Source organism: Spirosoma gilvum, from assembly GCF_054776815.1.
In genome coordinates this window covers 64,447-90,925 of sequence record NZ_BAAHBH010000011.1, presented here as the reverse complement: position 1 = coordinate 90,925, position 26,479 = coordinate 64,447, and the positions used below count along the sequence as shown (strand labels likewise).

Annotated in this window: 16 protein-coding genes; all 16 read right to left on the bottom strand. The window is 48.4% G+C overall.

Going from position 1 to position 26,479, the window contains the following annotated elements; translation table 11 throughout:
* Nucleotides 1-2: 2 nt before the first annotated feature.
* Complete coding sequence (locus ACYVFD_RS26130; RefSeq protein WP_461093459.1) at nt 3-611, bottom strand: YdcF family protein; 609 nt, start codon at nt 609-611, stop codon at nt 3-5.
* 213 nt (nt 612-824) lie between these two features.
* Complete coding sequence (locus ACYVFD_RS26125; protein ID WP_461093458.1) at nt 825-1,223, bottom strand: DUF6169 family protein; 399 nt, start codon at nt 1,221-1,223, stop codon at nt 825-827.
* A gap of 85 nt (nt 1,224-1,308) precedes the next feature.
* Nucleotides 1,309-1,482, bottom strand: a complete 174-nt coding sequence (locus tag ACYVFD_RS26120; protein ID WP_461093457.1) for a hypothetical protein — start codon at nt 1,480-1,482, stop codon at nt 1,309-1,311.
* Nucleotides 1,483-1,536: 54 nt separating this feature from the next.
* A complete protein-coding gene (locus ACYVFD_RS26115) occupies nt 1,537-3,168 on the bottom strand; it encodes an ABC-F family ATP-binding cassette domain-containing protein (RefSeq protein ID WP_461093456.1) in 1,632 nt (543 codons plus the stop codon).
* Nucleotides 3,169-3,313: 145 nt separating this feature from the next.
* Nucleotides 3,314-4,576, bottom strand: coding sequence for a formylglycine-generating enzyme family protein (locus tag ACYVFD_RS26110; RefSeq protein ID WP_461093455.1), 1,263 nt, complete (start codon nt 4,574-4,576; stop codon nt 3,314-3,316).
* Nucleotides 4,542-6,137, bottom strand: coding sequence for a sulfatase family protein (locus tag ACYVFD_RS26105; protein ID WP_461093454.1), 1,596 nt, complete (start codon nt 6,135-6,137; stop codon nt 4,542-4,544). Before ACYVFD_RS26105 ends, ACYVFD_RS26110 begins: the two co-directional genes overlap by 35 nt.
* A 121-nt stretch (nt 6,138-6,258) precedes the next feature.
* The gene (locus ACYVFD_RS26100; RefSeq protein ID WP_461093453.1) at nt 6,259-8,010 is read right to left on the bottom strand and encodes a sulfatase family protein; all 1,752 of its coding nucleotides are present in this window, start codon (nt 8,008-8,010) and stop codon (nt 6,259-6,261) included.
* A 13-nt stretch (nt 8,011-8,023) separates the two neighbouring features.
* Nucleotides 8,024-9,700: a sulfatase family protein gene (locus tag ACYVFD_RS26095; RefSeq protein ID WP_461093452.1), complete on the bottom strand. Its 1,677-nt coding sequence runs from the start codon at nt 9,698-9,700 to the stop codon at nt 8,024-8,026.
* Nucleotides 9,701-9,719: 19 nt separating this feature from the next.
* A complete protein-coding gene (locus ACYVFD_RS26090; protein WP_461093451.1) occupies nt 9,720-10,871 on the bottom strand; it encodes a formylglycine-generating enzyme family protein in 1,152 nt (383 codons plus the stop codon).
* A 76-nt stretch (nt 10,872-10,947) separates the two neighbouring features.
* On the bottom strand, nt 10,948-12,375 hold the full coding sequence (locus ACYVFD_RS26085; protein ID WP_461093450.1) for a sulfatase family protein: 1,428 nt from the start codon (nt 12,373-12,375) through the stop codon (nt 10,948-10,950).
* Nucleotides 12,376-12,418: 43 nt separating this feature from the next.
* Nucleotides 12,419-14,038, bottom strand: coding sequence for an arylsulfatase (locus tag ACYVFD_RS26080; protein WP_461093449.1), 1,620 nt, complete (start codon nt 14,036-14,038; stop codon nt 12,419-12,421).
* A 22-nt stretch (nt 14,039-14,060) separates the two neighbouring features.
* Nucleotides 14,061-15,587 (bottom strand): sulfatase, encoded by a 1,527-nt coding sequence (locus ACYVFD_RS26075; protein ID WP_461093448.1) that lies wholly within the window; start codon nt 15,585-15,587, stop codon nt 14,061-14,063.
* 31 nt (nt 15,588-15,618) lie between these two features.
* Entirely contained in the window at nt 15,619-17,256 is a 1,638-nt protein-coding gene (locus ACYVFD_RS26070) for a sulfatase family protein (RefSeq protein WP_461093447.1), read from the bottom strand.
* Nucleotides 17,257-17,329: 73 nt separating this feature from the next.
* Complete coding sequence (locus ACYVFD_RS26065) at nt 17,330-21,286, bottom strand: two-component regulator propeller domain-containing protein (protein WP_461093446.1); 3,957 nt, start codon at nt 21,284-21,286, stop codon at nt 17,330-17,332.
* 182 nt (nt 21,287-21,468) lie between these two features.
* On the bottom strand, nt 21,469-22,893 hold the full coding sequence (locus tag ACYVFD_RS26060) for a RagB/SusD family nutrient uptake outer membrane protein (RefSeq protein ID WP_461093445.1): 1,425 nt from the start codon (nt 22,891-22,893) through the stop codon (nt 21,469-21,471).
* 42 nt (nt 22,894-22,935) lie between these two features.
* A complete protein-coding gene (locus ACYVFD_RS26055; protein ID WP_461093444.1) occupies nt 22,936-26,022 on the bottom strand; it encodes a SusC/RagA family TonB-linked outer membrane protein in 3,087 nt (1,028 codons plus the stop codon).
* Nucleotides 26,023-26,479 lie beyond the last annotated feature (457 nt).

Sequence of the window (26,479 nt, the reverse complement as noted above, 5' to 3'; positions counted from 1 at the left end):
GACTAGTTAGAAGCCAGGTGGCGATCATAGCCTGCTTCGACCAAGGCTTCATAAGTTGCCCACACATCGGCTGGAATGGGCTGGGGTATCTGAAAACCCTTTTCGGGATACAGTTTTATACGCTGTAAATCACCAACCATAATACTGATCACGTCGTCAGGAGTCAGAGCAGGATTCGTATACCGACTTAAATACGTGTCAAAAGAATCCTGCGGTGAGGTAACAATCAGTTCCTTTTCAGGCCATACTTTTTTAAAGGTAGCAAAGCTCCGACGCTCCATGTAAGGCTTTTGCACAACGATAAACCGTTCCACATCCATCTGTCGCTCGTCTAGCAATCGCTTGGTAAACAAGACATTTTCACCTGTATTGCTGGATTGATTTTCGATCAGGATATGTTCCGCCGGTACGCCCATTTCCAGGGCAATTCGCGCAAACAGGTCAGCTTCGGGTTCAGACCACATGTGCCGGGTAATGACGCCCAGCCCACCGGAGAAAATCAGCAAGGGTGCCCAGCCCTCTAAATAAAGGTCTGCAGCCCGTTGCGCTACCCGAAGATCGTGACTACATAACACTAAAATTGCATCCGCTTTGGCTAGTGCATGATTCATGTGATGATAGTCCCAAAGTTTGATAGCCAGCTTACGTATAGACTCAGTCATTTCATTGGTAAAGTATATGAAAAGGGAGTCAACCTATTGGCCAACTCCCTTCCTTGTCAAATCAGTCAGTTAAACATTTAAGCACCAGCGTCATAGAGCCTTTCACCTTATGTTTTTTACACGCTTATAGACGATAAACTCTCATCAGTCAGCGAGGTCTAATCATTTTTCCTCTTCGCCTAATTGCATAAACACATCTACAATTCGGCCGATATGAGGATGTCGGCGACTTAGAATCAGCGATAAATAGATGATCGTGTCGCCGTCAATCACCATTCGGTCAAACTTGGCTAAGTCAGTTGAATGAACGGATCGTTGATAAAACCAATTACTAAATTTACGAAACCTAGCCTGTTCGCGTCCATCGGATGAATCACAAATAAAAACGAGGGCATATCGTTGTGGTAGAAAGAAGTTTTCGAAGATACTGAAGATGGTAGCAGCGATACGCCCATCGGCCGGAATACGTCCACCCAGCGGGTTATCAACCACGGATATAACCATCTCAAAAACTTCTGCCTCTAAGTTCGTATAAGCCTCGAAATAGTCGCTAGAAGGCACAAATTTCACTTCGTATCGTATTTCGTTATTTGTTACGAAACGATATAGATACTGGCCTTCACTGCTTAACTCATATTCATACGTCTTACTTTGCTCCAAGCCGACTTTCTTTATTCTTTTGAGTCAATCGTTCATAAATAGCCCTTACTTCAGGATCGGTTCGGTAGTTTTCCACAGCTTCCTGCTGTGCCTGTCTTTTCACCGCCAGAAGCTGCCGAATAACATCTATGCCGCGCAAAGGTTTAGCTGACGTTTCCATAAATACAGATAGTTATTTCCTAAAGCATTTACAATCAACGAATAATCATTCTTCTTAAGCCACTGCTTCGTATAACCCTTCACGCTGCGCTTTTACGCGATCATCGGCGATAAATTCATCGTAGGTCATCAGTTTATCGATGATACCGGCAGGAGTGATCTCGATGATTCGACTAGCGATCGTCTGCACAAACTGGTGGTCGTGCGAGGTAAACAGAATGGGACCTTTGAAGTCGATCAGACCGTTGTTGAGCGATTCGATGGATTCAAGGTCGAGGTGGTTGGTCGGTTCATCGAGGAGCAGTACGTTAGCGCCCGACAGCATCATTTTCGACAGCATACACCGCACTTTTTCGCCCCCACTCAATACGCTGGCTTTCTTCAATGACTCTTCGCCTGAGAACAGCATCCGGCCCAGGAATCCCCGGATAAAGCTTTCGTCTTTTTCCGTCGAATACTGCCGCAGCCAGTCAACCAGATTCAGGTCGGTTTGGAAGAATTTATCTTTCTCCGCATCCGTCGGGAAGTACGACATGGTAATCGTTATGCCCCATTTAAACGTACCCGAATCGGCTTTACGCTCACCCGCCAGAATATCCATTAAGGCTGAAACGGCCAGACCATCGCGACTATAGAGAAAAATCTTGTCTTTCCGATTGACCGTAAATGACAGGTTTTCAAACAGTTTCGTACCATCTTCGGCCGTATAGGTCAGGTTTTCAACTGTTAGAATCTGATCGCCAGGCTCGCGTTCAGATTTGAAGTTCACGTATGGATACTTCCGCGAAGACGGCTGAATGTCATCAATAGTGAGCTTTTCGAGCAGTTTAGCCCGGCTGGTAGCCTGCTTGGATTTAGAGGCATTGGCAGAGAAGCGTCGAATAAATTCCTCGAGTTCTTTCCGTTTGTCTTCCGTTTTCTTGTTCTGATCCTGCCGTTGTTTCAGCGCCAGTTGGCTCGATTCGTACCAAAACGAATAGTTTCCGGCAAAGAGCTTGACCTTGCTGAAATCAATATCGACAATTTGCGTACACACCTGATCTAGGAAGTGGCGGTCGTGCGATACCACAATCACCGTATTGTCAAAATTGGCCAGGAAGTTTTCGAGCCAAATACTCGATTCTACGTCGAGGTTGTTGGTCGGCTCGTCAAGCAGCAGGATGTCGGGGTTACCGAACAAGGCCTGCGCCAACAGCACCCGCACTTTCTCCGAACCGTTCAGATCCGACATCTGGGCGTAATGCATACTTTCTTTGATACCCAGGCCCGATAACAGTTGTGCAGCGTCCGATTCGGCATCCCAGCCATTCATTTCAGCGAATTCGGCTTCGAGTTCAGCCGCTTTTTCGCCATCGGCATCGGTGAAGTCCGTCTTGGCGTAGAGCACGTCTTTTTCCTGCATGATGTCGTACAGGCGTTGATTGCCCATAATGACCGTCTGCAAAACCGGAAATTCATCGTAGGCCGACTGATTCTGTTTTAGCACCGACATCCGTTCACCAGGCGTAATGGATACTCCACCCGTTTGCGGTTCGATTTCACCCGACAGAATTTTCAAAAACGTTGATTTACCCGCTCCGTTAGCCCCAATGACGCCATAACAGTTGCCGGAAGTGAATTTTATATTAACATCGTCGAATAATACCCGCTTACCATAGCGAAGTGAGACGTTTTGTACCGATAGCATGTCCTGATTCTCTGTTCAAATTGAGCCGCAAAGGTACGACTTTTTAGCGGAATTTCGGGGGTAAGATGGAACGCTGATCATTATGATTACTATGATTTACACGGATTTTCGTCTGCGTAAATCATACCAATCTGCGTTCTATCTTTTACTTATCGCGTACGCAACGGAAACCCAGATTATTACTCCCGCTGGTCACTTCTCCCTTGCCTCGACTACCCGCTTTGTAACGAATACAATATTCATCGCTGCACAAAAACGAACCACCACGCTGAACGCGCTTCACCGCACCGGGTTCGTCGGGGTCGTAACTGTCTGATGGGCCCTGCGGGTTGTCTTTCACCAGTTTTGCGTAATAATCAGGCCGATAAAAATCCTGGCACCATTCCCATACATTGCCATCCATATCGTACAGACCGTATGGATTGGGTGGAAACGATTTTATCGGAGCCACGCCCGTGAATCCATCTTCTGACGTATTATGGTCGGGGAAGCTGCCTTGATAGATGTTTGCTACCCATTTGCCAGCGGGTTTCAATTCGGTACCCCAATAGTAGGTTCGACTCCCTTTGCCTCCCTGCGCTGCAAATTCCCATTCAGCTTCGGTAGGCAATCGCTTTCCAGCCCATTTAGCATAAGCCAGGGCGTCTTCGTAGCTCACATGCACTACGGGTTCGTTCTCATGCCCTTTCAAGGTACTGGACGGCCCATTAGGATGCTGCCAACTGGCTCCTTTCACGTACTGCCACCAGCGCAATGGATTTTCGAGCGATACTTTCTGAGTAGTCGGGGTAAATACAGCAGAACCGGGTACAAGTTGTTCGGCCGGAACACTGGGGTAATCGGCCGGATTGAGTGGTCGCTCGGCAATGGTTTTATAGCCCGTAGCGGCTACAAATTGAGCAAACTCAGCATTGGTCACTTCATGCTCGTCCATCCAGAATCCCTTTACCGTGACCGGATGTACCGGCCGCGCATCGACAAACTCATCGGCTCCCATCAGGAAATTACCACCGGGTATCCATTTCATACCAGTCGTAGTTCCCGTACCCGATTCAGGCCCGGAAGCCGCCTGTCGGATAGCTGCCGCCCGCGAAGGCATTCCCTTAGCAATACAGGCAGCGGCCGAATCCGCGGATGCCTGTGCTTTTTCTTCCGCCGATTGATTGGAAGAGGAGCAGCTAACGAGGGTGATTAGAAACGTGATTGTCAGGAGGCTACCCCACCCCAACCCCTCCCCTGGTTTCAGGGGAGGGACTAAGGAAAGCCCCTCCCTCTCTTCATTTACAAAATCCGAGATAAACTCTCCGCTGCCCCCCTCTCCTTTTTTAAGGAGAGGGGTTGGGGCGGTCCGACGTATCGGTGAGGTAATTTGTTTACGCTTTACTGTCAACCAGTTTAAGAGCCTCATCGTCCTTATACTTCTTTATCTGCTCCGTTAATTTCTTTTTCAAATCGGCCGTGATGGCTTCGTACCCTTTTTGGCCGTACAAATTATGCAGATTGTGCGGATCTTTTTTGATGTCGTACAATTCCCATAAATCCTTGGGTCCATAAAACCGCGCCAATGTGTATTGTTCCGTTCGAATGCCAAAGTGTGGCGATACATGGTGCGGCTGCGGAAACTCATAATAATGATAATACGCTTCTTTGCGCCAATTCGTCTTTTCGCCTTTCAATAATGGCAGAAACGATTCCCCCTGAATATAACTCGGAATGGCGGTGCCGGTCAGGTTAAGCATCGTAGGCGCCCAGTCGATATTCGAGACCAATTGATTGATGTGCGTATGCGGTTTAATCACACCTGGATACCGGATGACGAAGGGCGTTTTGAGCGATTCTTCATAAATCCAGCGTTTGTCGAACCAACCATGCTCGCCCAGGTAAAAACCCTGATCCGACGCATAGACGACCACCGTATTTTTGGCCAGTCCCGTTTTATCCAGGTAATCCAGCAACTCGCCAATATTGCGGTCCAGCGAATTGGCCACCGACAGATAGTCTTTGAGGTACCGCTGGTATTTCCACTCGACTAATGCTTTTCCCGTCAGATTCTTCTCATCAAATTCTTTGCTGATTTTATCATAGTAGGCCTGAAAGGGTTTTCGTTGTTCGGGCGTAAACCGATTGTAGCCATTGAAAGCGCCCTTATTATCGTAATCGATGTGTACTTTCAGATCTTCTTTCAGGCGCATCGTTTTGTCGATGGTCATATCCTGATCCTGAGCGGCCAACCGTCCTTTGTAATCATCATAAAAAGTCGGTGGGATCGGGAACGTTTTGTTGTCGTAAGCGCCCAAATCCGGAATATCAGGCAGCCACTCGCGGTGGGTAGCTTTGTGACCAACGACCAGAAAAAACGGTTTCGATGCATCGCGCTGCTTCAGCCAGTCGAGCGAAAGCTTGGTGATCACATTGGTCACATAACCCGGATAGCGCACTGTTTCATTCTTTGAATTCACAAAGTCAGAGTTGTAGTAGTGCCCATGTCCTGGCAACACGTTCAGGTAATCGAATCCGTGAGGCAGGGCACCTAGGTGCATTTTACCAACCCATGCCGTCTGATACCCGTTTTTCTGCAATTCTTCTGGAAACACCGACTGCTGAACATCAAATACTTTCTCATTGAGCTTATAGCCATTCACATGACTGAACTGACCCGTGAGCAAGGTAGCCCGGCTAGGCCCGCAAATCGAATTGGTGACGATGTTGGTGTGTAGTATTGCACCTTCGTTCGCAATTCGGTCGATATTAGGCGTTTTGGCCAGCTTACTTCCATACGCACTAATTGCCTGATGAGTATGGTCGTCGGAGAAAATAAAGATGATGTTGGGACGAGATGCCGGAGGGGGTACAGCATTCTGGCGGTTTGTCGGAACGTCCGCCCATTCTATATCGGGTCGAGCGGAGATTGTCAGCCCGACCAAGGCAAAAAGCGAGACAGCCAGTAAATAGAATCGTTTTGTTGTCATAGGTTTGGAAAAGGCAAGAAGCTGCAAGAACGCCATTTCAGGCTATTTCTCCATAGCTAAGCACCCTCAACCCTATTTTTACTTTCCAATACAGTCGTAAAATATGGTTATGAATCATAGCTTATTTCCCCGCAAGCACCTGCCCACCTTTATAATCCAGCGTCGAGGCTTTATAGCCAATACGCATGGCATTGACATGCAGCGTGTCCCCTACACCAAGTGGAATTACCTCGCCGTCATAAACGTCCCAAACAGGATCAGCCGGTTTTTGACCACCCGATTTACCTCCCGTTAAAATAATCAGATCCCAGCTTTGAACGGTATGCATCGCAGGTTTGTCATCGGCCCCTGCCTTCACAATCCGATACCCAATCGACGCTCCATTAGTCGCACAGGATAGCTTCACCCCGCCCTGAGCCGGAGTAACCTGTGGAGTAGCCGTAGTCGGCGCTTCGTCCTGCCCATTCCACATCTGCCGGATCATGTCTCGCTCGGGTGTGGTGGCCATATCGCCTACCGTGTTCGTCCAGTTTTGAAAAACGGAACGGAGTTCGATTAATTTCTTTGCATGTTTAGGGTCAGTGGCCAAATTATGAAGCTCATACGGGTCGTTGTCCATATCGTAGAGTTCCTCAACCGGTTTGGTCTTAAACCAGCCCATCTGAGTAGAATCCAGCTTGCCCTCATCGCGCAACTTCACAAGCTCCTGCATCATCGGAATGCTCATTCGATACCGTAGATTCTGGTAATAGGGTTTTTCAGGCATGTAGTTGTACAGATACCGATACCGCTTATCCCGCACCATGCGCACACGGTCATACTCGGAATCCATTCGGTCGCGGGCGGCAAATACATACTGACGGGGCGTCTTTGCCTTTTGTTTTCCTAAGAAGGCTTGCCCCTGCATGTAAGCTGGAATGGGCACACCCGCCAGCGAAAGCACGGTTGGTGCAAAATCAACAGCACTAATCAACTCATTGTTAACCGTACCCGCATTGGCAGCCCCCGGAAAACGGATGATGAAGGGTATGTGCGTTCCCCGTTCCAGCACTTCACGTTTGGTCCAGGGTATATTACCGCCATGATCACTGTAAAAAAAGATAATGGTATTGTCGTACAAGCCATCTGCTTTCAATAGCTGAATCAACTCCCCTACCTGACTATCCATTCGTTCAATATTTGTCAGCATGCGGGCAATGTCCTGGCGCACAATTTTCGTATCAGGATAGATGGGCGGTACAGTTACCTGGCTTCCTTGGATCAATAAGCTATCTTTCCGGCTAAACAGTTGTGATTCATGGGTAATCATGAAGTTGAAAACCGCAAAGAAAGGTTTGTCTTTTCCGTCTCCACGGCGGTCGTCTCCACGGCGGGGTCGATTTCGGAACGATGCGGCCGGGCCGTTCTCATCCCAGACCGTTACGGGAGCCACAAACTGGTAGTCCTGCTTTTCATTATTGGTGCAGTAATACCCAGCTTTTCGTAAGTATTCGGGAAAGCATTTCACCTGTTCAGGAACCACAGCCGAATACAGAGGTACGGGCTGATATTTGGCATCTCCGGTGGTACGCATGTGTTGTGCCCCAATGGATTGCTGATACATCCCCGTGATAATGGCGGCCCGACTAGGCGCACAAACCCCAGCGGTCGTATAAGCACGGGTATACCGCACCCCTTCTTTCGCCAATTGGTCGATATTGGGCGTTTTAACCAGTTTATCTCCGTAGGCACCAATATATGGCGATGTGTCTTCGCAGGTGATCCAGATAATATTAGGTTGTCCCGAGGTTGCTGCTTTGGAAGCCTGTTGGCCATAGGCAACCACGGTAGACATACCGACGAGGAGAAGAAAGAGGTGAACGAGCCGCTTCATCGTTGTAAAACGTTTATTGTGGATTACTCTCGAATAGCTTGAGCGCTTCGTCATCGTTGTTTTTGATGATCTGTGCCTTTAGCTGGGCTTTCAACGTTGCCGTGATTTTTTCGTAACCCTTTTGACCATAGATGTTCTTCAGATTTTTAGGGTCTTTCTGAATATCATACAGCTCCCAAAAGTTATCAGGGCCGTAGAAACGCGCAAGGGTATACCGATCCGTCCGCAGACCAAAATGGGGTGAAACGTGGTGAGGTTCGGGGAATTCGTAATAGTGGTAATAAGCCTGATCCTGCCAGTTGGCCTTCTGATTAGTCAAGACGGGCAGGAACGACTTCCCTTGAAAGTCTTTGGGAACGTTGGTGCCTGTAATGTTCAGTAGCGTCGGTGCCCAGTCGACATTCGAGACGACATTCCGAACCTGCGTGCCGGGTTTAATCACCCCCGGATAGCGGATGACGAAGGGGGTTTTCAGCGACTCTTCATAAATCCAGCGTTTATCGAACCAACCGTGTTCGCCCAGGTAAAAACCCTGGTCAGAGGTATAAACGACTACCGTGTTTTTAGCCAGCCCCGTTTTGTCGAGGTAGTTGAGCAGTTTACCGATGTTGCGATCCAGTGAGTTGGCCGTAGACAAATAATCGCGCATATACCGCTGGTACTTCCATTCCACCAGCGCTTTGCCGCTCAGTTTCTGCTCCTCAAACTCTCGGCTGATACGCTTATAATAATCGGAAAAGGCTTTTTTCTGCGCTGGGTCGAGCCGCTTGTAGGAGCCATTCCGCACAAAATTTTCCAGTTGCTTATCCAGCTCAGGAGTCATGGGCTGATTTCCGAAATAGGCTTTGTTCAGTTCGGCTTTTTCCTGAGCTACCCGACTTTCGTCCAAATCGTACGCTACGTTGATCTTCAGGTCTTCCTTCAACCGCATCGTTTTTTCGATGCTCATGTCCTGCTTCTGGGCAGCCAGGCGACCTTCATAGGTGTCGTAAAACGTAGGAGGTATTGGAAAGGTGACGTTGTCGTAGGCACCCAGGTCTTCAATGGCGGGCATCCATTCGCGGTGGGTGGCCTTGTGCCCAACCACCATAAAAAATGGCTTGTTCGGGTCGCGTTTGTCCAGCCACTCGGTCGACAGTTGGGTAACTACATCGGTCACGTAGCCAGGGTAACGTTTGGTCTGATTTTGGGAATTGACAAAATCAGAATTGTAGTAACTACCATGACCGGGCAAGATATTCAGGTAATCAAATCCGTGAGGAAGGCTACCCAGGTGCATTTTACCGACCCAGGCGGTCTGATAACCATTCTTTTGGAGTTCCTCAGGAAAAACTGGCTGGTTAATATCGAAGACCTTTTCGTTCAGCTTATAGCCGTTGGTATGGCTGTACTTACCCGTCAACAACGTTGCCCGACTAGGGCCACAGATGGAGTTGGACACCACGTTGTTGTACAGAATTGCCCCCTCGCGGGCAATCCGGTCAATGTTCGGCGTTTTGGCCAGTTTGCTCCCATACGCACTAATGGCCTGCCAGGTATGATCGTCGGAGATAATAAAGATGACGTTGGGTTTGGCAGGAGGTGGCGGGGTAGCGTTATTTACTTCCGGCGCAAATGCCGATGCGACGAACGTAAATACCCCCAGCAAAGCCATCCCTATAAACCAGTTGGACTTCGAGGTTAAAAACATAATTGGGTAGGGTTATAAATTAATTGCTCACACACCGAAAACCTGCATGCGCAAGTCCGGTGTCGGGGCTGGATTTCATGCGGGCCGACGTTCGGTAACTGCTGCAATACGACTCATTACAAAGAAAAGAACCGCCCCTTTGTACTCGTTTGGGTACAGTGGGTTCGTCGGGATCGTAGCTCTGGACAGGACCTTTGGGGTTTCTGGTCGTACCTGCTTTGGTCAGGCTTTGGTAGTAATCCGGGCGATACCAGTCACTGCACCACTCCCACACATTCCCGGCCATATCGTATAAACCGTATCCGTTGGCGGGGAACGATTTTACTGGGCTCGTGGTGTAATAGCCATCGCGACGCGTGTTGGAAACCGGAAAACGCCCCTGCCAGGTATTGGCTTTGGGCTTACCTTTTTCGACAAATTCGTTGCCCCAGGGGTACAGAACATTTCCCTTTCCACCCCGGGCTGCCCATTCCCATTCGGCTTCGGTGGGTAGTCGTTTACCGGCCCATTTGGCATAAGATGTCGCATCTTCCCAGGAGACTTGTACCACCGGATGATTTTCCTTACCGACAATCGAACTGCCGGGGCCATCAGGATGCCGCCAATCGGCCCCAGCCACCCACTGCCACCACTGGCTATAGTCCGTTAAGGATACGGGATGATCAGGAGCTTTAAAGACCAGCGAACTGGCCACCATTACCTCATCCGGTGGTCTGGGCGTGCCGGGCGGAAGCTGTTTCCGAAGTTCTTCCCAGCTTGGTTTTCGTTCGGCGGTGGTGATGTAGCCCGTTGCATTGACAAACCGAGCAAACTGAGCGTTAGTTACTTCGGTGACATCGATCCAGAACGCATTGACCTGAACGGAGTGCTTCGGGTATTCGTCGGCCCGGCCCTGCTCATTATCGGCTCCCATGGAGTACGTCCCGGCTGGGATCGCTATCATCCCTTCATGGCTTGCCGAGGTATGATTAGCCATGGCACCCGTCTTGGTTATACCGGCAAATCGACTCGGTAAGTTGGCGTGGCAGCTTACCGGCGTTACTGACTCAGGTTTCGTCGATACCTGAACAGCCCGGTTCACCGTGGATTCCGAACGGCCAGGGTAGAACGCAGCAAGTGCCCACCCTACTGACAGGATGCTACATCCGACCCATAACAAACGTACAGACATATTATTTGGATCATTAATGACCTAAACCCATGTACGGCGCCGTTTACCAGCACCGTCATGAGTTTAGGCCTGTATCTTACGGATTGGGCTTGTTCGCTATTACCTTGTCGAGTTCGCCGGGAGCCGGTGTAATGCTATTTTTCTGTTTTTCGAATTCCTTCGTTAGCTCGGCTACAATCTCTGGGTAATCTTTCGCGACATCGTATTTTTCGCCTGGGTCATTCTCAATGTTATACAGCAATGGCGTTGTCAGCACCTTAGGCGGCTCAGGAGAATAGGACGGATGGGTAATAAAATGAATTTTCCATGGGCCTTTCCGAATGGCATACAACGTTTCGTTATAATAATAGGGTAACTGTTCTCGCACACTCTCTTTCTGGCCAAACAGCAGACTCGACAAACTCGTACCGTCTAATTCCCGATCTTTTGGCAGTGAGGCACCCGTCAGTTGCCCAACGGTTGGAAAAAGGTCAATAGCGCTCACGACTGATTCATTAGTCACATTGGCTTTGATTTTACCGGGCCACCAGGCAATGGCCGGTACGCGTAAACCACCCTCATAGGTCGAGGCTTTTCCTTCGAACAACGGCCCTGCCGAACCCGCATGGTCCTTCATGGGCAGCCAGGGGCCGTTATCGCTGGTGAAGACGACCAGGGTATTTTTATCCAGTTTTAACTCTTTCAACGTTTTCAGCACCTGTCCCACACTCCAGTCCAGTTCCGCCACCACATCGCCATACAGGCCACGCTTGCTTTTTCCCTCAAATTGGGGCGATGCATAGAGGGGTGTATGCGGGAAGTTGTTGGCGTAATACATGAAAAACGGCTTATCTTTATTTTTCCGGATATAGCCCGTCACCTCTTCGGTGTAGCGTTTGGTCAGGAAGTGCTGATCGGGTTCTTCTTCAATCACTTTCTCATTCTGATAAAGCGGCAAAGCGGGAGCATTGGCCCGAGGTCCCGGCGGTATGCCATAGGCACCATCCTTATGAGTTGTGAAAACCTTGCCCATATCATTGGAGTAGGGAATACCAAACCAGTAGTCGAATCCCTGACGAGTCGGCAAAAATTCGGTCAGGTGGCCCAGGTGCCATTTCCCAACAATAGCCGTCGCATAGCCTTTGCTTTTCAGCATTTCGGCCATGGTTATCTCGCTGAGGGGCAGGCCACTGGCCGAGTTCTGCCGAAACACACCCGCCTTCCCATAGATTCCATTCCGTACCGGTAGTCGACCGGTGAGCATAGCCGCCCGGCTAGGGGTACAAACAACGGCACCCGAGTAAAACTGCGTAAAGCGCATGCCTTCCGCTGCCATCTGGTCCAGGTTTGGGGTTTGAATGGTGGGGTGACCATAGCAGCCAAGATCCCCCCAGCCCAGATCATCGGCCAGAATAACAATAATGTTTGGCGTTTTACTGGTTTGGGCCATCCCCTGCCCACTCAACAGAAGCAGGGCTATAAGCCAGACAAATGGAGTCAATCGATGCGTAAGAAGCTTTGTCATAAAATTTAGGTTAATTGGTTGACTGGCTGAGTAGTTAATTGGTTCATTTGTTGGTAGTCTTCAACGTTTCAACCAGGCTCGACTGCCATTCCTGCGTTTTTGTAAAGTATGGCCTGGCACCCACCTGCTGATACCATTCGTCGTATTTCGCCAGCATCGTTTTTAGTAGCTCCGGTTTTTGGGATGAAAGGTCGTGCAATTCAGTACGGTCGGCCTGCATGTTGTACAGTTGCCAGGGTTCGTTCAGGTTAGAGACGGCTTTCCAGTCGCCGATTCGTATGGCCCGGTTTCCTTCGTGTTCCCAGAAAAGGGGAGTAGTCCGGTTTAGAGGCTTCCCTTCCAGCACAGGCCGAAGACTGATCCCTCTGGCTGCTTTAATCGTATTTCCCTGGTATGTTGTCGGGTAGGTTCCTGCTCCAAGATCGAGAAGGGTGGGCATAATATCGACCAGATGGGCTGGGCTGTTCAGGACTTTTCCATGCAACTTTGGCGAGATACCCTTAGGCCAATAGGCAATAAAGGGTGAAGCAATGCCGCCTTCGCTGGTATTGTGTTTGTATAACCAGAAGGGGGTATTATTGACCTCGGCCCAGCATTGCCCCAAAAACACGTTCGACTGGCTACTTCCCAGCGGTGCTCCCTGGGTGATCCCCTTTACGCCCGACTCGGCATTGCCCCCGTTGTCGGAAAAGAAGAGGATCAGGGTATTGTCCAATTGCCCCCGTTGCTTAAGCCCTTCGATCAATCGACCGACACTAGCGTCCAGATGCGTGACCATGGCCGCGTAGATGGCCATCATGGTATCGTAGCGTTCTTTTTCTGTCGATGACAGACTTTCCCAGGCCGGTATCTTGGGATTCATCGGCGGTAACGCGTAGGGCTTCCCCAACAGATTCATCGCCAGTTGCCGTTTGTACCGTTCCGCTCGCATTTTTTCCCAGTCCTGGGTGTACTTTCCCCGAAACCGAGCGATGTCTTCTTCGGGAGCCTGAAGTGGAAAGTGCGGAGCGTAATGTGCCAGGTACAGCAGAAAAGGCTTTTGAACCATTTTAGATTCGTCAATGAATTTCAGGCCGTAGTCGGTGATCAGGTCGGTGGTATAATATGCAGTAGGAATGTCTTCGCCGGGTTTGGCGGGCTTACCGTCCAGAAATAGCTTGGCCTTTGGGTGATCTGCGTACATAAAACCGCCATCGGCTGAGTTTAACGACCGCATAAAGCCTCGGTCAGAGGGGCGCTGTCCGGGCTGATGCCCTACGTGCCATTTGCCACAAATAGCCGTAAAATAACCCGCGTCTTTCATGGCTTCGGCGAAGGTTACGGTTTCCCGGTTCAAAAACCCCTGATACGCAGGATTCTTCTCCGTCGGCACCTCACCCAGGCCAGCCACCATAAACCCTACTCCGGCCTCATGGGGATAAACACCCGTCAGTAAACTGGCCCGCGACGGGCAGCAACGACCCGTATTGTAAAAGTTATTGAGCCGAATGCCTTTAGCCGCCAGCCGATCGAGGTTGGGCGTTGGGATTTCGCCCCCAAAACAGCCAATGTCGGAGAAACCCATGTCGTCGGCCATGATGATGATAACATTGGGCCGTTGTGACTGTGCGTAACCTATATTCGACAGCAAAAAGGCTACGATGCAAGGAATAAGTCGTTTCATTTGCCTGTTCTCAACTTTCTGGTTAATTTTTATCAGCCTGTTTTTGCGCCTGACCTGGCCCCGGTCCTTTACCTAACCCCCTTGGCGTTAAACCCATGTAAGCCCCCACCGACTTGCGCCAGGCATTGAGTTGCTCGGTGAGTTTTCGGGTCAATTCGGGATTTTCGGCGGCTATGTTTTTGCTTTCGTCTTCGTCATGTTGCAGGTTATATAGCTCCTGTCGTTTTTCGTCGCCAAACAGGTCAACCAGCTTATACTGTCCCGTTCGAATAACGCTTGAATAGATGTCGCCGGTAGCATAGGGACGCGGAGCGGGATTATGCCAGTACAGTGGTCGGTCCAAATCCGGTTTGCCCCCTTTCAGCACGGGCAGATAGCTTTTCCCGTCGGTAATTTGTCCCTGCGGTACGTTTCCACCGGCCATCTCCAGAAACGTCAGAAAGTGGTCGGTTCCCTGAACGAACGAATGAGTTATCGAACCTGCCTTTACCACACCGTTCCATTTCACGACCATCGGCACCCGCAGGCCGCCTTCGTACAGGTGTCCTTTTCCGGCCCGAAGCGGTCGGTTGGTCGTAGCCAGTTCGCGTTTGTTCATCCCCCGTGCCGACAGACCGCCGTGATCGGACGTCAGGACAATGATCGTATTGTCGGCAATCCCTAATTCATCCAGCGTCTTCATGATGTTGCCGATGCCATCGTCCACCGTTTTGATCATGGCCGCATAAACAGGATGGTCCTGGGCGAGTTTATTTTCGCCAGCACTTTCCTTCTCAAACTCGGGCCCAACAACCGGATTTTTGCGAAGTTTTGCTTTGAAATACTCGATGTATTCCTGCTTACCCTGAATGGGTGTATGAACGGCATAATGGGCCAGCACGCCAAAGAACGGCTGTTTCTTCCCGGCAAATTCACGAAGCATTCGTATCGTTTCGTTCGTCAGGCGGTCTTCCAGACATTCGCCTTTGGGGGCGTTTTCCACATTATCGATGGGCGCTACTTCGGCTTCGGGTACACCACCCAGGCCCTCAAACCCCTCGTTGTACGGAGCAAAATGCGAAGCGACTCCACCCGCTGCACCGGCCGCAAAGGTTTGGTCGAAACCTTTATGGATGGGCGCGTCATTGCCACCGCCCAAGTGCCATTTACCCAGGTAAAACGTATTGTAACCGCTGTTTTTCATGGCCTGGCCGATACTCACATTCGGAGCCAGCACGTGAAACCCCTTTACGCCCGAATCGTCCTGACCCTGCCGGGCCGGATGCGAGCCCGTCATGATCGAATAGCGGGAAGGAACACAGCGCGGATAGGATGCATACGCCTGGGTAAATCGCATTCCCTGAGCGATCAGCTTGTCCATGTTGGGGGTTTCGTAAAAGGAGGAACCCGTCCCAGACAAGTCACGCCAGCCATAATCATCCACGAGAATGAACAGGATATTCGGCTTTTGGCCTTGCGATGTCGTTTTTGATCCGGTGGGTCTGGCACTATGGCACCCCAAAAAAACCAGCACAGCAATAGCCAGAGAAAGCGTTTTTTTAATAGCCATATCAGTTTTGTTTTTGACCAGTCGGGATTCCTTATTTCTTAAGCCGCACGATGTCGCTTTTGCCGTAGCCAATTCGATGGGCAACGACCAGTAGCGAATCACCGGGAGCCAAGGCTATCGGTCTAGTATATACGTTCCAGGTTTTGTCCGATGCGTGTTTTTTGTAACCGATAGAAGCACCCGTCGTCGGACATTGAATGGTAGCACTATTGCCTTTGAGACTGACGGAAGGTTGCTGGGTTTTGGGCGCCTGCTCCTGGCCATTCCACCAGGTTGTCCGTATGTCTTTTTCAGACAATGCCCCCAAATCACCGTATTGTTTTAGCCACGCTTCGTGCTGGGCTCTCAACTCCTGCAGTTTGGCTGCGTACTTAGGGTTGTCGGCAATGTTGGTTACTTCATAGGGATCATTCTGCGTATCAAAAAGCTCTTCAACAGGCTTGTTCGGCCGGAACCAATGCAGTTGCAACCCAGTCAATTTACCCTCATCCCGCAGTTTGATAAGCTCCGCCATGCCCTTCATTTGCATGCGATAACGCAGATCCTGGTAGTAAGGCAATTCGGGCATGTAGTTGCGGAGGTATTTGAAACGGCCATCGCTTACAGCGCGTACCCGATCGACCTTCGCATCCATGCGGTCGCGGGCGGCAAAAATGTATTTTCGGGCTGTTTTGGCTTTTTCGGAACCCAGAAAAGCTTGCCCCTGCATGATGGCCGGAATCGGAATAGTTGCCAGTGAAAGGATGGTCGGCGCAAAATCCACAAAACTTACCAGTTCGTCATTTTTGGTTCCGCCATTCCGGGCGTTGGGATAGCGGATAATGAGCGGCACTTTTAGCCCACGGTCATACAACTCACGTTTGACGTAGGGTAGACAATCACCGTGGTCGCTGTAATAGAAGATAATGGTGTTGTCATATAGACCGTCGTCTTTGAGCTTTTTGATGATCTCGCCTACCTTTCGGTCCATGTCTTCGATGTTGCTCAAATGACGCGCGACATCGGTTCGCATGGTGGGCGTATCCTGATAAAAGGGTAGCAGATTTACATCTTCGGGCTTAACCGTGAGCGGTAAGTTATCTCTCGAAAAAATCTGACTTTCGTGAGTATCCTCTAGATTAATAACCGAGAAAAACGGTTGGTTTTTACTGGGTCGGCCACGCCAGTCAGCCGTGCTACTGTTCTCGTCCCAAACCGTTTCGGGGGCTTCAAACTGGTAATCTTGTTTAAAATTATTGGTACAGTAGTAACCCGCTTTACGCAGATACTCTGGAAAGCTTCGAACGCCGTCAGGAGGTAGAATCGAATACGAAGGGAATGGCGCACCGCTTTTGAAATTGGCGGTATTAAAGCTCCCCGGCATGTAATTCCGCATATTATGCCCGCCGATCGATGTTTGATACATGCCCGTAATCAGGGCGCAGCGGCTGGGCGCACATACACCGGCCGTCGAATAGGCATGGGTATAAAGCACACCTTCCCGCGCCAGTTGGTCGATGTTAGGCGTTTTAGCAATTTTCCCACCGTAACAGCCCAGATGCTCGGGCGACATGTCTTCGACCGTAATCCAGAGAATATTGGGATGTTGAGAAGGCTGTGCTTCCGGGGCTACGATAAAACCCGTAATGAGACTAAAGCCAAACAGAAATAGAACTATTAGAATTTTCATTTTGACTTTTTTTAACAAAAATAGATGTACCGTAGCACTGCCTTGTTAAAAAATCGGTCAAAATGGTTGAACCCTACGTCAATGAACTATACGTTTTATCTTTTCTGTGCTGAGCCATATATTCCGTGGGTGTACTGTGGTAAAACTTGCGAAAACAGGTCGAAAAATACTTGGGATCCGAAAAACCTACCCGGTATGCTATGTCCGAAACATTGAGGTCACTAGTCTTCAGCAGTTCAACTGAGCGTTTGAGCCGCACGGTTCGGATAAACTCATTACCCGCCAAATCCGTAAGACTCTTAAGTTTCCGATAAAACGTGGATTCCGACATGCCTAACTCATCGGAGATATGGCCAATCTCCAGGTCCGTTTTGTCCAGTCGGGCATCGATAATGGCAATCACCTTCTCCAGGAACACTTTATCCGAATTGTTCTGGGTGACTTCAGTAGCACTGCTGATGGAAGAATTTAAAAATGCCTGCTTCAATTTTTTGCGGGAAGCCAATAGATTTTGCACCGTTGCCCGCAGCAAATTTGCCGGAAACGGTTTGGCTATATAGGCGTCGGCGCCGGTTTTCAGGCCTTCTATTTCGTGATCGGTCGAGTTAAGCGCCGTTAACAAAACGATCGGAATATGACCCAGCATAAAATCGGACTTCGCAAATGAGCAAAGCTCGAAACCAGTCATCTCCGGCATCATGACATCGCTGACGATGAGGTCGGGCAGTTCAGTCCGGGCAATATCCAGCGCTTTCTGGCCTGATTCGGCGGCAAAAACCTGGTAATCATTCTCAAAAATAGCCTCCAGAAACAATAGCAGATCTGGTTCATCATCCACGATGAGAATTTTCGCGGATGGGGCCGGTTTTTCTACGGGAGAAGCCTCCTGTGGTATATTCCATTCAAACTCCCGAGAAACACCGGGCTTGATGGGCTCCTCGTTCATCAGGTCTAAGTCGGCCTTAGGAAATGACAGCAGAAACCGGGTTCCCTGGTTCAGCTCGGAGGCCACCTCGATGGTACCCCGATGCAAATGAGTAAGCTCTTTCACGATTTTCAGGCCCAGTCCTGATCCTACCGGATGATTGTCGCGCTTTTCCTGAAAAAATGAGTCAAAAATATGCTTGATATTCTCTGGTTTAATACCTTGCCCAGTATCGGTAATCTCGATAAAATAGTGTGAAGCAGCCGCTACTTCTTCAGGTTCAAAAACGTTCAGGCGAATACTTCCCTGCTGGGTAAACTTCACGGCATTGGCAATCAGGTTGACCAGAATTTTTTCAATGATGTCTTTATCAAAAAGTACGTAAGGGTACTTTTCCATGTTGGTTTCAAACGTCAATTCAATACCTTTTTTCTCTGTGAGCTTCAGAAAACTATATAAAATCTCTTCGGCGAAAGAGACGATATTTCCTTTTTTAGCAAATACTTTCATGTCTGAATTTTCTATTTTTCTAAAATCTAATAGTTGGTTCACCGTTAATAAGAGCTTCTGCGTATTTCGGTGGATAATTTTAAGCAGGCTATTTTCTGAAGGAGAAGCATTCCGCCGAATCATCTCTTCCAGTGGACTGATGATTAACGTCAGTGGCGTTCGAAGTTCGTGGGTGATCTGGGTAAAGAAATTGATCTTAAACTGATACAGCTCCTCCATTTTCTCACTTTGGAACCGTTGCATTTCAAGTTCCTGGCGCATTTTCCGTTTGTTGGTGCGATAGAGATAAAACTGCCTGATCAGCAAAAAAATCAGCGCAGAATACACTAAATAGGCCCACCAGGACTGCCACCAAACCGCCGGGATCAAGACCGCTATCTGTGTAATTTCATCAGAGTGCGCACCAGCTTGTGGCAGGTATTTAACCTGAAAGGTATAGGTACCGGCCGGTAAGTCCCGGTAGGTAGCAAACCGTCTGTTTCCTACGCTGTTCCATTCTTTGTCATAAGGCACCAGTTTATAAGCATATTCGCCCCTGGAAGGATTATGATAGTCAAGCGCGGTATATTCAAACGTCAGTAGGTTCTGATACCTGGGCAACTTAATCTGTTTCACATTTTCCAGATCGCCCGGCACTTTAAATCCCTCACTATCTGAGCTGAATACCGATTTATTCAATACCATAAAATCAATCAGACGGACCTTGGTATTGAAACTCTTTGATGAATAAAAACCAGAGGGAAAAAACGAATAAAACCCGGCATTTCCACCGACCAGAATCTCATCATTGGCAATAGTCAGGATTGAGTTTTGCGTGAAATAACTCGGATTGAACCCGTCATTGGCATCAAAGATTTTTTTAATGTTGAAATCGCTGGTAATGTTCACTAACCCTTTATTGGTCGTACTCCAGTAACCCCCGTTTTTGTCTTCGCAAAGCCCCATAAAAATCAGTCGCTCTCCAGCGGAAGGGTTGGGGATGACCTCAGCATTGGTAAATTTCCGATTGAATCGGAAGATTCCCTGATTTTCCGTCCCGATGACCAGCCGATTTTTTTGGTCAAGCAAAAGGCACCGGATGCGTTCGGGAATAAGTATGTTTTTGCTGTTTACTTTAAAAATTTTCTTGCTTTTTTTCTCAAACACCCAAAGCCCGTTCTGACGGGTACCGATATAAATATAAGTAGAGTCCTGAACCAGCGTTGTTAACTGTCGCTGTGGAAAATCGTAATTTAGGATATCATTAGTTTGGTAATTATAAACGGCTAGTCCGTTCAGCGTAGATAAAAATAATTCATCTTTATCCTGAACCATTGAAATAATATATCCACCTTTTAATGCTTGGGGGTTCAGGGTCTTATGAGAGTAAAAAAGCCATTTTTTAGTCTGAATAGAGTAATCAAAAAAGCCGGTCAGTGTCCCGATGAACAGGTGCCGTTGATCTTTTGAAAGTAGCAGGCTGAGGATATATAAATTTTCTTTCAGTTCAGCGTTTGTTTTGAAAATGCCCTGAGGTTTTATGTTCAGAAATCGTCGTTTTTTTAGATCAAAATACAATAAGCCTTCTTCACCGACACCAATCCAGATATTCCCCTCTTTTTCTGCGGCAAACGAAGTAATATAATTGCTGGAGATACCATTGATCTGCCCTTTTGAATAATAGAGATTGAATTTGAGCTGATGCTGGTAGTAATATAACAACCCATTGTTAAACGTCCCTAGCCAGATACCCCCCATGGCATCGCCATATATACACGAAATCGAATTGGACGTCAGGTTGCTTTCAGGCATATCGGCATATTTAATGACGTCGATCTGCCCCGTTTGGGGATGATAGATATTTAAACCGTTTCTGCCGGTACAAATCCAGATATTACTATCAATATCCTCAAAAATACCGTTAATGTAGCGCGAACTGACATTGTCGATCGTATGCCATTTTTTTTCAGCAAACGAATAATATTTTACCCCACTCCCCCGCAACCCGATCCAAAGATTTTGGTGGCTATCGAAATAAATGACCGAAAAAAAATCGGCGGTGGTGATCGTCGCGTCGATCAGATCCGACAATGGGTTCGTCAGTTTCCGACTGTTTCTATTAAATAACCGAACGCCTTTGTTCGTACTAATCCACAAATTCCCTTGTGCGTCTAATTTAGCCGTACTAAAAGCCGTCAGACCCTTTTCAGAAACAATATCTTTTAAAACGTACTTCTGTTTAACCCGAAACTGTGCATCGATCAAGACCAATTCGAGTGAGGTCAATGCCCAATTTTCACCCGTTGCATTCCCGGTGATGGCCAGAATTTTTTTCGTTTGCAGCGAGGTATCGCTGAATCGTTTGAATGTAGCATTGCTTCGGTTATACACGGCCAGCCCGGATTGCGTACCAACCCACATGTTTTCGGCCGGATCTTCGTACAGGCAACTCACGAAATCGTTGGGCAGACTCAACGAATCTGTCGGTTCGGCGTAAAAGGTTTTGAATTTTTGGCTATCGTATTTGTTCAGCCCGACTTCTGTTCCAACCCAAATGAACCCTTTCTTATCCTGCAAGACACAGTTGATGGCTGGATAAGACAAACCGTCCTTCACAGAAATGTTCTTAAAGTGTATCTTGTTGCTGTTTTGAGAAAGAGCAACTACCGGATACAGCACGAACAGAAAGGCTATTTTTCGTAGACAATTCAACGATAAACTAGTTATTTCCCTCTAATCTAAAGAAAAAATGCGACTCTAAAGTATGAGTCGCATTTACTGTCCAACCTATCTTTTACTCAATATCCTTCGTTTTGAACCAGCGCTTTATTGGCATCCAGTTCTACCTGTGGGATCGGGTATAACACATGATATGCCTTTGCGTTTTTGCCCCGTTTTACGGCTTCCGATATAAATTTCCCCTGCCGGAGGTAATCTTCCCGGCTTTTCATTTCCAGGAAAAACTCCTTACCCCGTTCAGCCAACAGGAAATCACGCAGGCTCTCTTTTGTATAATCGCTCAGTTTAATTTCCGAAACACCCGCGCGGGTTCTTACCTGATTGATCAGCGCAATCACTTCAGCTGAGGGCCCGGACAGTTCGTTCAGTGCTTCAGCTCTGGAAAGCAGAATATCGGCATATCTAACAACGGGCAGATCATTTCCGGCATTCGCTCCTACTGCGCTAGGGTCCCATTCGTACTTAAACGGCAAGGTTTGATTGACGCCATAGCCTTTCACCTCTTTTCCGGCCTGAACAAACGAGCGAACCATCATTTTGCCACGGCTATCGCTGGCGTCAAAGGAATCGACAAATTTATCGAACAGATACACCCGGGCGGCAAACGCCGAATTATTCGGATATGGAAACGGATAAGCAGGTGGAAAAATCAGAGCATTAAGGTTTTGAGCCGTATTGGGATCAGCCGCATTCTTTGCCAGCGACCAAAGAATCTCCGCATTATTCTCATTGGTGAGCGCAAAGATATCTTTGAAGTTTTTCAGCAGCGAATACGTATTCGCATCCATAATCTGCTTGGCCAGATCAGCTGCTTTTTGCCATTGTTTGGTGTTCAGGTAAAATTTACACAATACCCCCTGAGCCGCTCCTTTGGTAGCCCGGCCAAACGCCGATGCTTTCACCGGCAACTTGGGGATAGCCGCCAGCAACTCCTGCTCAATAAAGGCTTTGGTATCTTCCTCAGATGCTCTGGCCTGAAGCAGGTCGTCGGTCGTTGATTTATAGAGCGGTAATTTCCCAAACAAGTAATATAGTTCGGAGTAATTCCACCCGCGTATAAAATGAACTTCAGCGGTGGCCAACTCTTTGAACGTCTGGCTGAAAGCTCCTTTATCGATATTGTCCAGAACGATATTGGCATCCCGAATGCCATTGTAGTGCACATTCCAGACTGGCGCCAGCTGACCATGGTTCGAATTCCAGGTAAATTCGGTAAGTGGTGTCCACAAGGCTTCAATGGACCCACCGATCCCATACGCTTCGCCGGTAGGCATACTGCTGAGCCAGTAGGGAGACCAGCTTTCGGTTACCCCAGCTCGTTGTGAATAGGCATAGGCTGCGTTCAGCGACGAAGAAATACCGGCTTCGGTCGTAAACAGGGTGGAAGGAGCTAACGACGAAAAGATTTTTTCTTCTAAAGGCTTTTCGCAGGAGGTAGCCACCAAACAAGCCAGGACAAAAAATGACTTATGTATAGTTTTCATGGTTAATTTCATTTGTAGGATTTAGCCGATCAATCAACACGCCTAGAAGCCAGCATTCAAGCCAAACAGGTACGTTCTTGCCAGAGGATAGCTGCTGTAATCAAGCCGGACATTGCTGCTGCCGTAGGAGTTGGCTTCCGGGTCAAATCCTAAATACTTCGTCCAGGTATACAAATTCTGACCGGTGGTATAAATGCGCAGCGATTTGATGAATTTTGTATTTTTCAACGGTACCTGGTAGGCCAGTTGAATGCTTTTCAGGCGCACGTACGAAGCATCCTGCATCACCATACTGTTCACTTTACTCCCGCCATACGCACTGGTGTTGATGCCCGCTGGCCACTTGGTGTCGGGGTTAGCGGTCGTCCAGCGTTCCAGCGCAATTTCGGTCAGGGCATTCCGTCTGAAATTGGCAGGGTACACACTTTCAATCACGTTGATGTTCAGCAGGTTTGCCCCCTGAGATCCCTGAAAAAAGATGTCCAGTTTGAAATCTTTATACGAGAAGGAGTTCTGCATCCCAAACGTATACTTCGGAAATGGCGTACCAATAACCGTTTGGTCGGCGGTGGTAATTTTACCGTCGCCATTCAGGTCTTTAATTTTCGGATAACCTGGCTTGGCATTTGGCTCTGCCGACGTTTTTATTTCCTCAGCCGTTTTATAGATTCCGTCGACCACATACCCGTAGTACGAAGCCAGCGGCTCGCCCTTTTTGATGATCACCGTGTTGCCGCCGATCGCCTGGTTATCGCCCGTAACAATCTGTTCGATTCGTCCCAGATCCAGTACTTTATTCCGGATGGACGTAAAGTTGAGCGTAGTGGTCCATTTGAACGATTTCTGGTGCATGTTGACCGATGTCAGGAACAGTTCAAATCCTTTGTTTTCGACACTACCCACGTTCGACAGGATCGACGCGTAGCCAGAAGCTCTCGGCAGCGGCAGATTGAACAACAGATCGGTCGTCTTTTTGTGGAAATAATCGATCGTCCCACTAAGCCGGCCGTTCAGAATGCTTCCGTCGAGACCGACGTTGAACTGCGTTGTGGTTTCCCATTTCAAATCCGGGTTGGCAATGCGCTGGGGGATCACCGAGGTTGTAATTGCGTTGTTATACACCACACTCGGGCCGCTGCCAAACGTTAGCTGCGACGCATAGTTGGCAATTTCCTGATTACCGGTTTGTCCCCAACTGGCCCGGAACTTCAGCTCATCGAACACTTTCGGTAAAAAGCCTTCCTCCGTCAACTTATAGCCAAAGGCAACTGACGGGAAGTAACCAAACTTATTATTCTCCCCAAAGCGTGACGATCCATCGGCCCGGACCGAAGCCGTAAACAGGAATTTATCCAGCAGATTGTAGTTTACCCGGCCCAGATACGACAACAGGGTATTTTCTTCGTGGCTGCTTCTGAGGGCATCATTATTGGTGTTACCGAGTCCGAAGTTATCCGTTCCAATGGCATCCGTTGGAAAGCCGGTAATACTCCCCCCAAACATTCTGGTCTGGAACTTCTGGTAGGTGACCCCTCCTAAGATCGTAAACACATTGGCTTTATTCAATGACTTGTTGTACGTCATCGTATACTCGGCCAACTGACTATTCCTGTTGAAGGTCGTAATATCACCAGCACCACCCACAGGCCCGCCCCGGCGCGTTAGCGTAGAGTTGTAAATATCTCTTCGGGATTGCTGACGGTCGGAGCCAAGGTTTAATTTAGCCGAAAGCCCTTTTATAATTTCCCAGTTTATGTAGGCATTGCCCAACGTCCGGTTGGTTTCCATTTTACTCGAAACGCCCACTATCAAACTGACCGGGTTGTTGATCGTGTTGTTGGGAGAAACCGTCAAAACACCATTGGCATCGTATATTTTCTCGGTCGGATCATACAGAAGGGACGAATAAACAGGGCCCCCGTTTTCGTTGGTATTCACCCCGTCCGTCGTATTACGGTCCTGGATCAGGCTGGCATTAATATTAAAACCGACCTTAACGTTATCGCTGAGGGCCGACTCCAGATTGATGCGACCGATGTATTTGTTAATACCCGTATTCTTGACGATACCTTCCTGATTAAAGTAGTTTAAGGACGTAAATACGGATGTTTTTTTGGTACCACCGCTCAGTGAGATATTATGGTCCATAACAGGAGCCGATTGAAAGACCTGTGCCTGCCAATCCGTACCAGCTCCGATAGCCGCCATATCCGCACTACTGAAAATAGGATTTTGCCCTAAATCGGCCGAAATATCGTTCATGTACTTCATGTACTGCGGTGCCGTCAGCACATTCATTTTTTTGGCAATGGATTGAGTCCCGTAATAAGCGCTGTAATTCACGCTCATTTTCTCGCCACTCCCTTTTTTTGTCGTAATCAAAACAACTCCGTTCGCTCCTCTGGCGCCGTATATGGCTGTAGCGGAGGCATCTTTCAGCACCTCAATCGATTGAATATCAGCCGGATTTATGGAGTTTAGCGGATTTTTGGGTGTGTTATTCGTTCCCGTATTAACGGTTGATAACGTACTGGCATCACCAGCCGACAGGTTGGAATTGTTGTCAATTGGAAAACCGTCAATCACATACAACGGCTCATTGCTCGCGTTGATCGAGGCCGAACCACGAATCCGAATCGAAAGCCCGCCACCGGGTTCCGAACTGCTTTGCGTAATCTGTACCCCAGCAGCACGACCCTGCATCATCTGATCGACCGAAACATTGGCTCCCGGATTCAATTGTTCGGCTTTCAGCGAGGAGACAGCCCCTGTCAGATCGCTTTTCTTGACAGTCCCATAGCCTACTACAACGACCTCATCAAGCGTAGAGCTTTCTTCTAGCACAATCTTAAGGTCGGTGGCGTTGCCTACATCAACGGTAGTCGTTGTATAGCCAATGAAACTCACTTTGAGTTGCGGCTTGACTGCGTTCGTGGCAAGGCTGAACCGACCATCCACGTCGGCTACTGTACCGGTCGTAGTGCCTACTACTAAAATGGCAGCTCCAATCAGTGGCTCACCATTTTTTGCGCTAACGCTTCCTTTTATTTGGATGGTCTGTGCTTGCCCGGCTAATGCGCAGAGTACAAATACGAGCAAACTACAATACGTTCGTAGTGTTTTTGACATGATTAGATTGGCCTTATTAGTTTAGTATAGTCAAAAAAAATCATCACAAAATTATATCGCTCACCAAAGACAGGAGTTTTCATATCCTTCAAAAAGGTTGAAAATCAAAGCAGCCCAAAAATCACAGTGAATTTTGCTATACGTATAAATACTTAAACGACCAGCAGAAAATCGTTTCTACACAAAGCCAGATCAATAAACCTATTGATGTTGGAGCCCCAAAGGCCATTCAGAAGAAACGGTGATGGCCACTCACCAGCCCCACCAACTTGGGTATAGCTTTTGCGCCTTGTTCTCACTCCCTTTCAGGAAGTTGAGGACAAAGCGCAAAACGTAGAACCTGTTTAAACTTTCTATTCGGAAGAGATTTTGCGGGGTTAGGTCATGCCGAACCGCTCGGGCAGCATGACCGCAGAGAGGGCCTTTGGTAAAAAGTTTAAATAGCCTCGTAGTTAAA

Bases quoted from the DNA above. Each gene is read 5' to 3' on its own strand.
- ACYVFD_RS26100 (WP_461093453.1), bottom strand. From the start codon at position 8,010: ATGAAGCGGCTCGTTCACCTCTTTCTTCTCCTCGTCGGTATGTCTACC.
- ACYVFD_RS26060 (WP_461093445.1), bottom strand. From the start codon at position 22,893: ATGAAAACTATACATAAGTCATTTTTTGTCCTGGCTTGTTTGGTGGCT.
- ACYVFD_RS26090 (WP_461093451.1), bottom strand. From the start codon at position 10,871: ATGTCTGTACGTTTGTTATGGGTCGGATGTAGCATCCTGTCAGTAGGG.
- ACYVFD_RS26075 (WP_461093448.1), bottom strand. From the start codon at position 15,587: ATGGCTATTAAAAAAACGCTTTCTCTGGCTATTGCTGTGCTGGTTTTT.
- ACYVFD_RS26120 (WP_461093457.1), bottom strand. From the start codon at position 1,482: ATGGAAACGTCAGCTAAACCTTTGCGCGGCATAGATGTTATTCGGCAG.
- ACYVFD_RS26115 (WP_461093456.1), bottom strand. From the start codon at position 3,168: ATGCTATCGGTACAAAACGTCTCACTTCGCTATGGTAAGCGGGTATTA.
- ACYVFD_RS26110 (WP_461093455.1), bottom strand. From the start codon at position 4,576: ATGAGGCTCTTAAACTGGTTGACAGTAAAGCGTAAACAAATTACCTCA.
- ACYVFD_RS26080 (WP_461093449.1), bottom strand. From the start codon at position 14,038: ATGAAACGACTTATTCCTTGCATCGTAGCCTTTTTGCTGTCGAATATA.
- ACYVFD_RS26085 (WP_461093450.1), bottom strand. From the start codon at position 12,375: ATGACAAAGCTTCTTACGCATCGATTGACTCCATTTGTCTGGCTTATA.
- ACYVFD_RS26105 (WP_461093454.1), bottom strand. From the start codon at position 6,137: ATGACAACAAAACGATTCTATTTACTGGCTGTCTCGCTTTTTGCCTTG.
- ACYVFD_RS26095 (WP_461093452.1), bottom strand. From the start codon at position 9,700: ATGTTTTTAACCTCGAAGTCCAACTGGTTTATAGGGATGGCTTTGCTG.
- ACYVFD_RS26130 (WP_461093459.1), bottom strand. From the start codon at position 611: ATGAATCATGCACTAGCCAAAGCGGATGCAATTTTAGTGTTATGTAGT.
- ACYVFD_RS26070 (WP_461093447.1), bottom strand. From the start codon at position 17,256: ATGAAAATTCTAATAGTTCTATTTCTGTTTGGCTTTAGTCTCATTACG.
- ACYVFD_RS26055 (WP_461093444.1), bottom strand. From the start codon at position 26,022: ATGTCAAAAACACTACGAACGTATTGTAGTTTGCTCGTATTTGTACTC.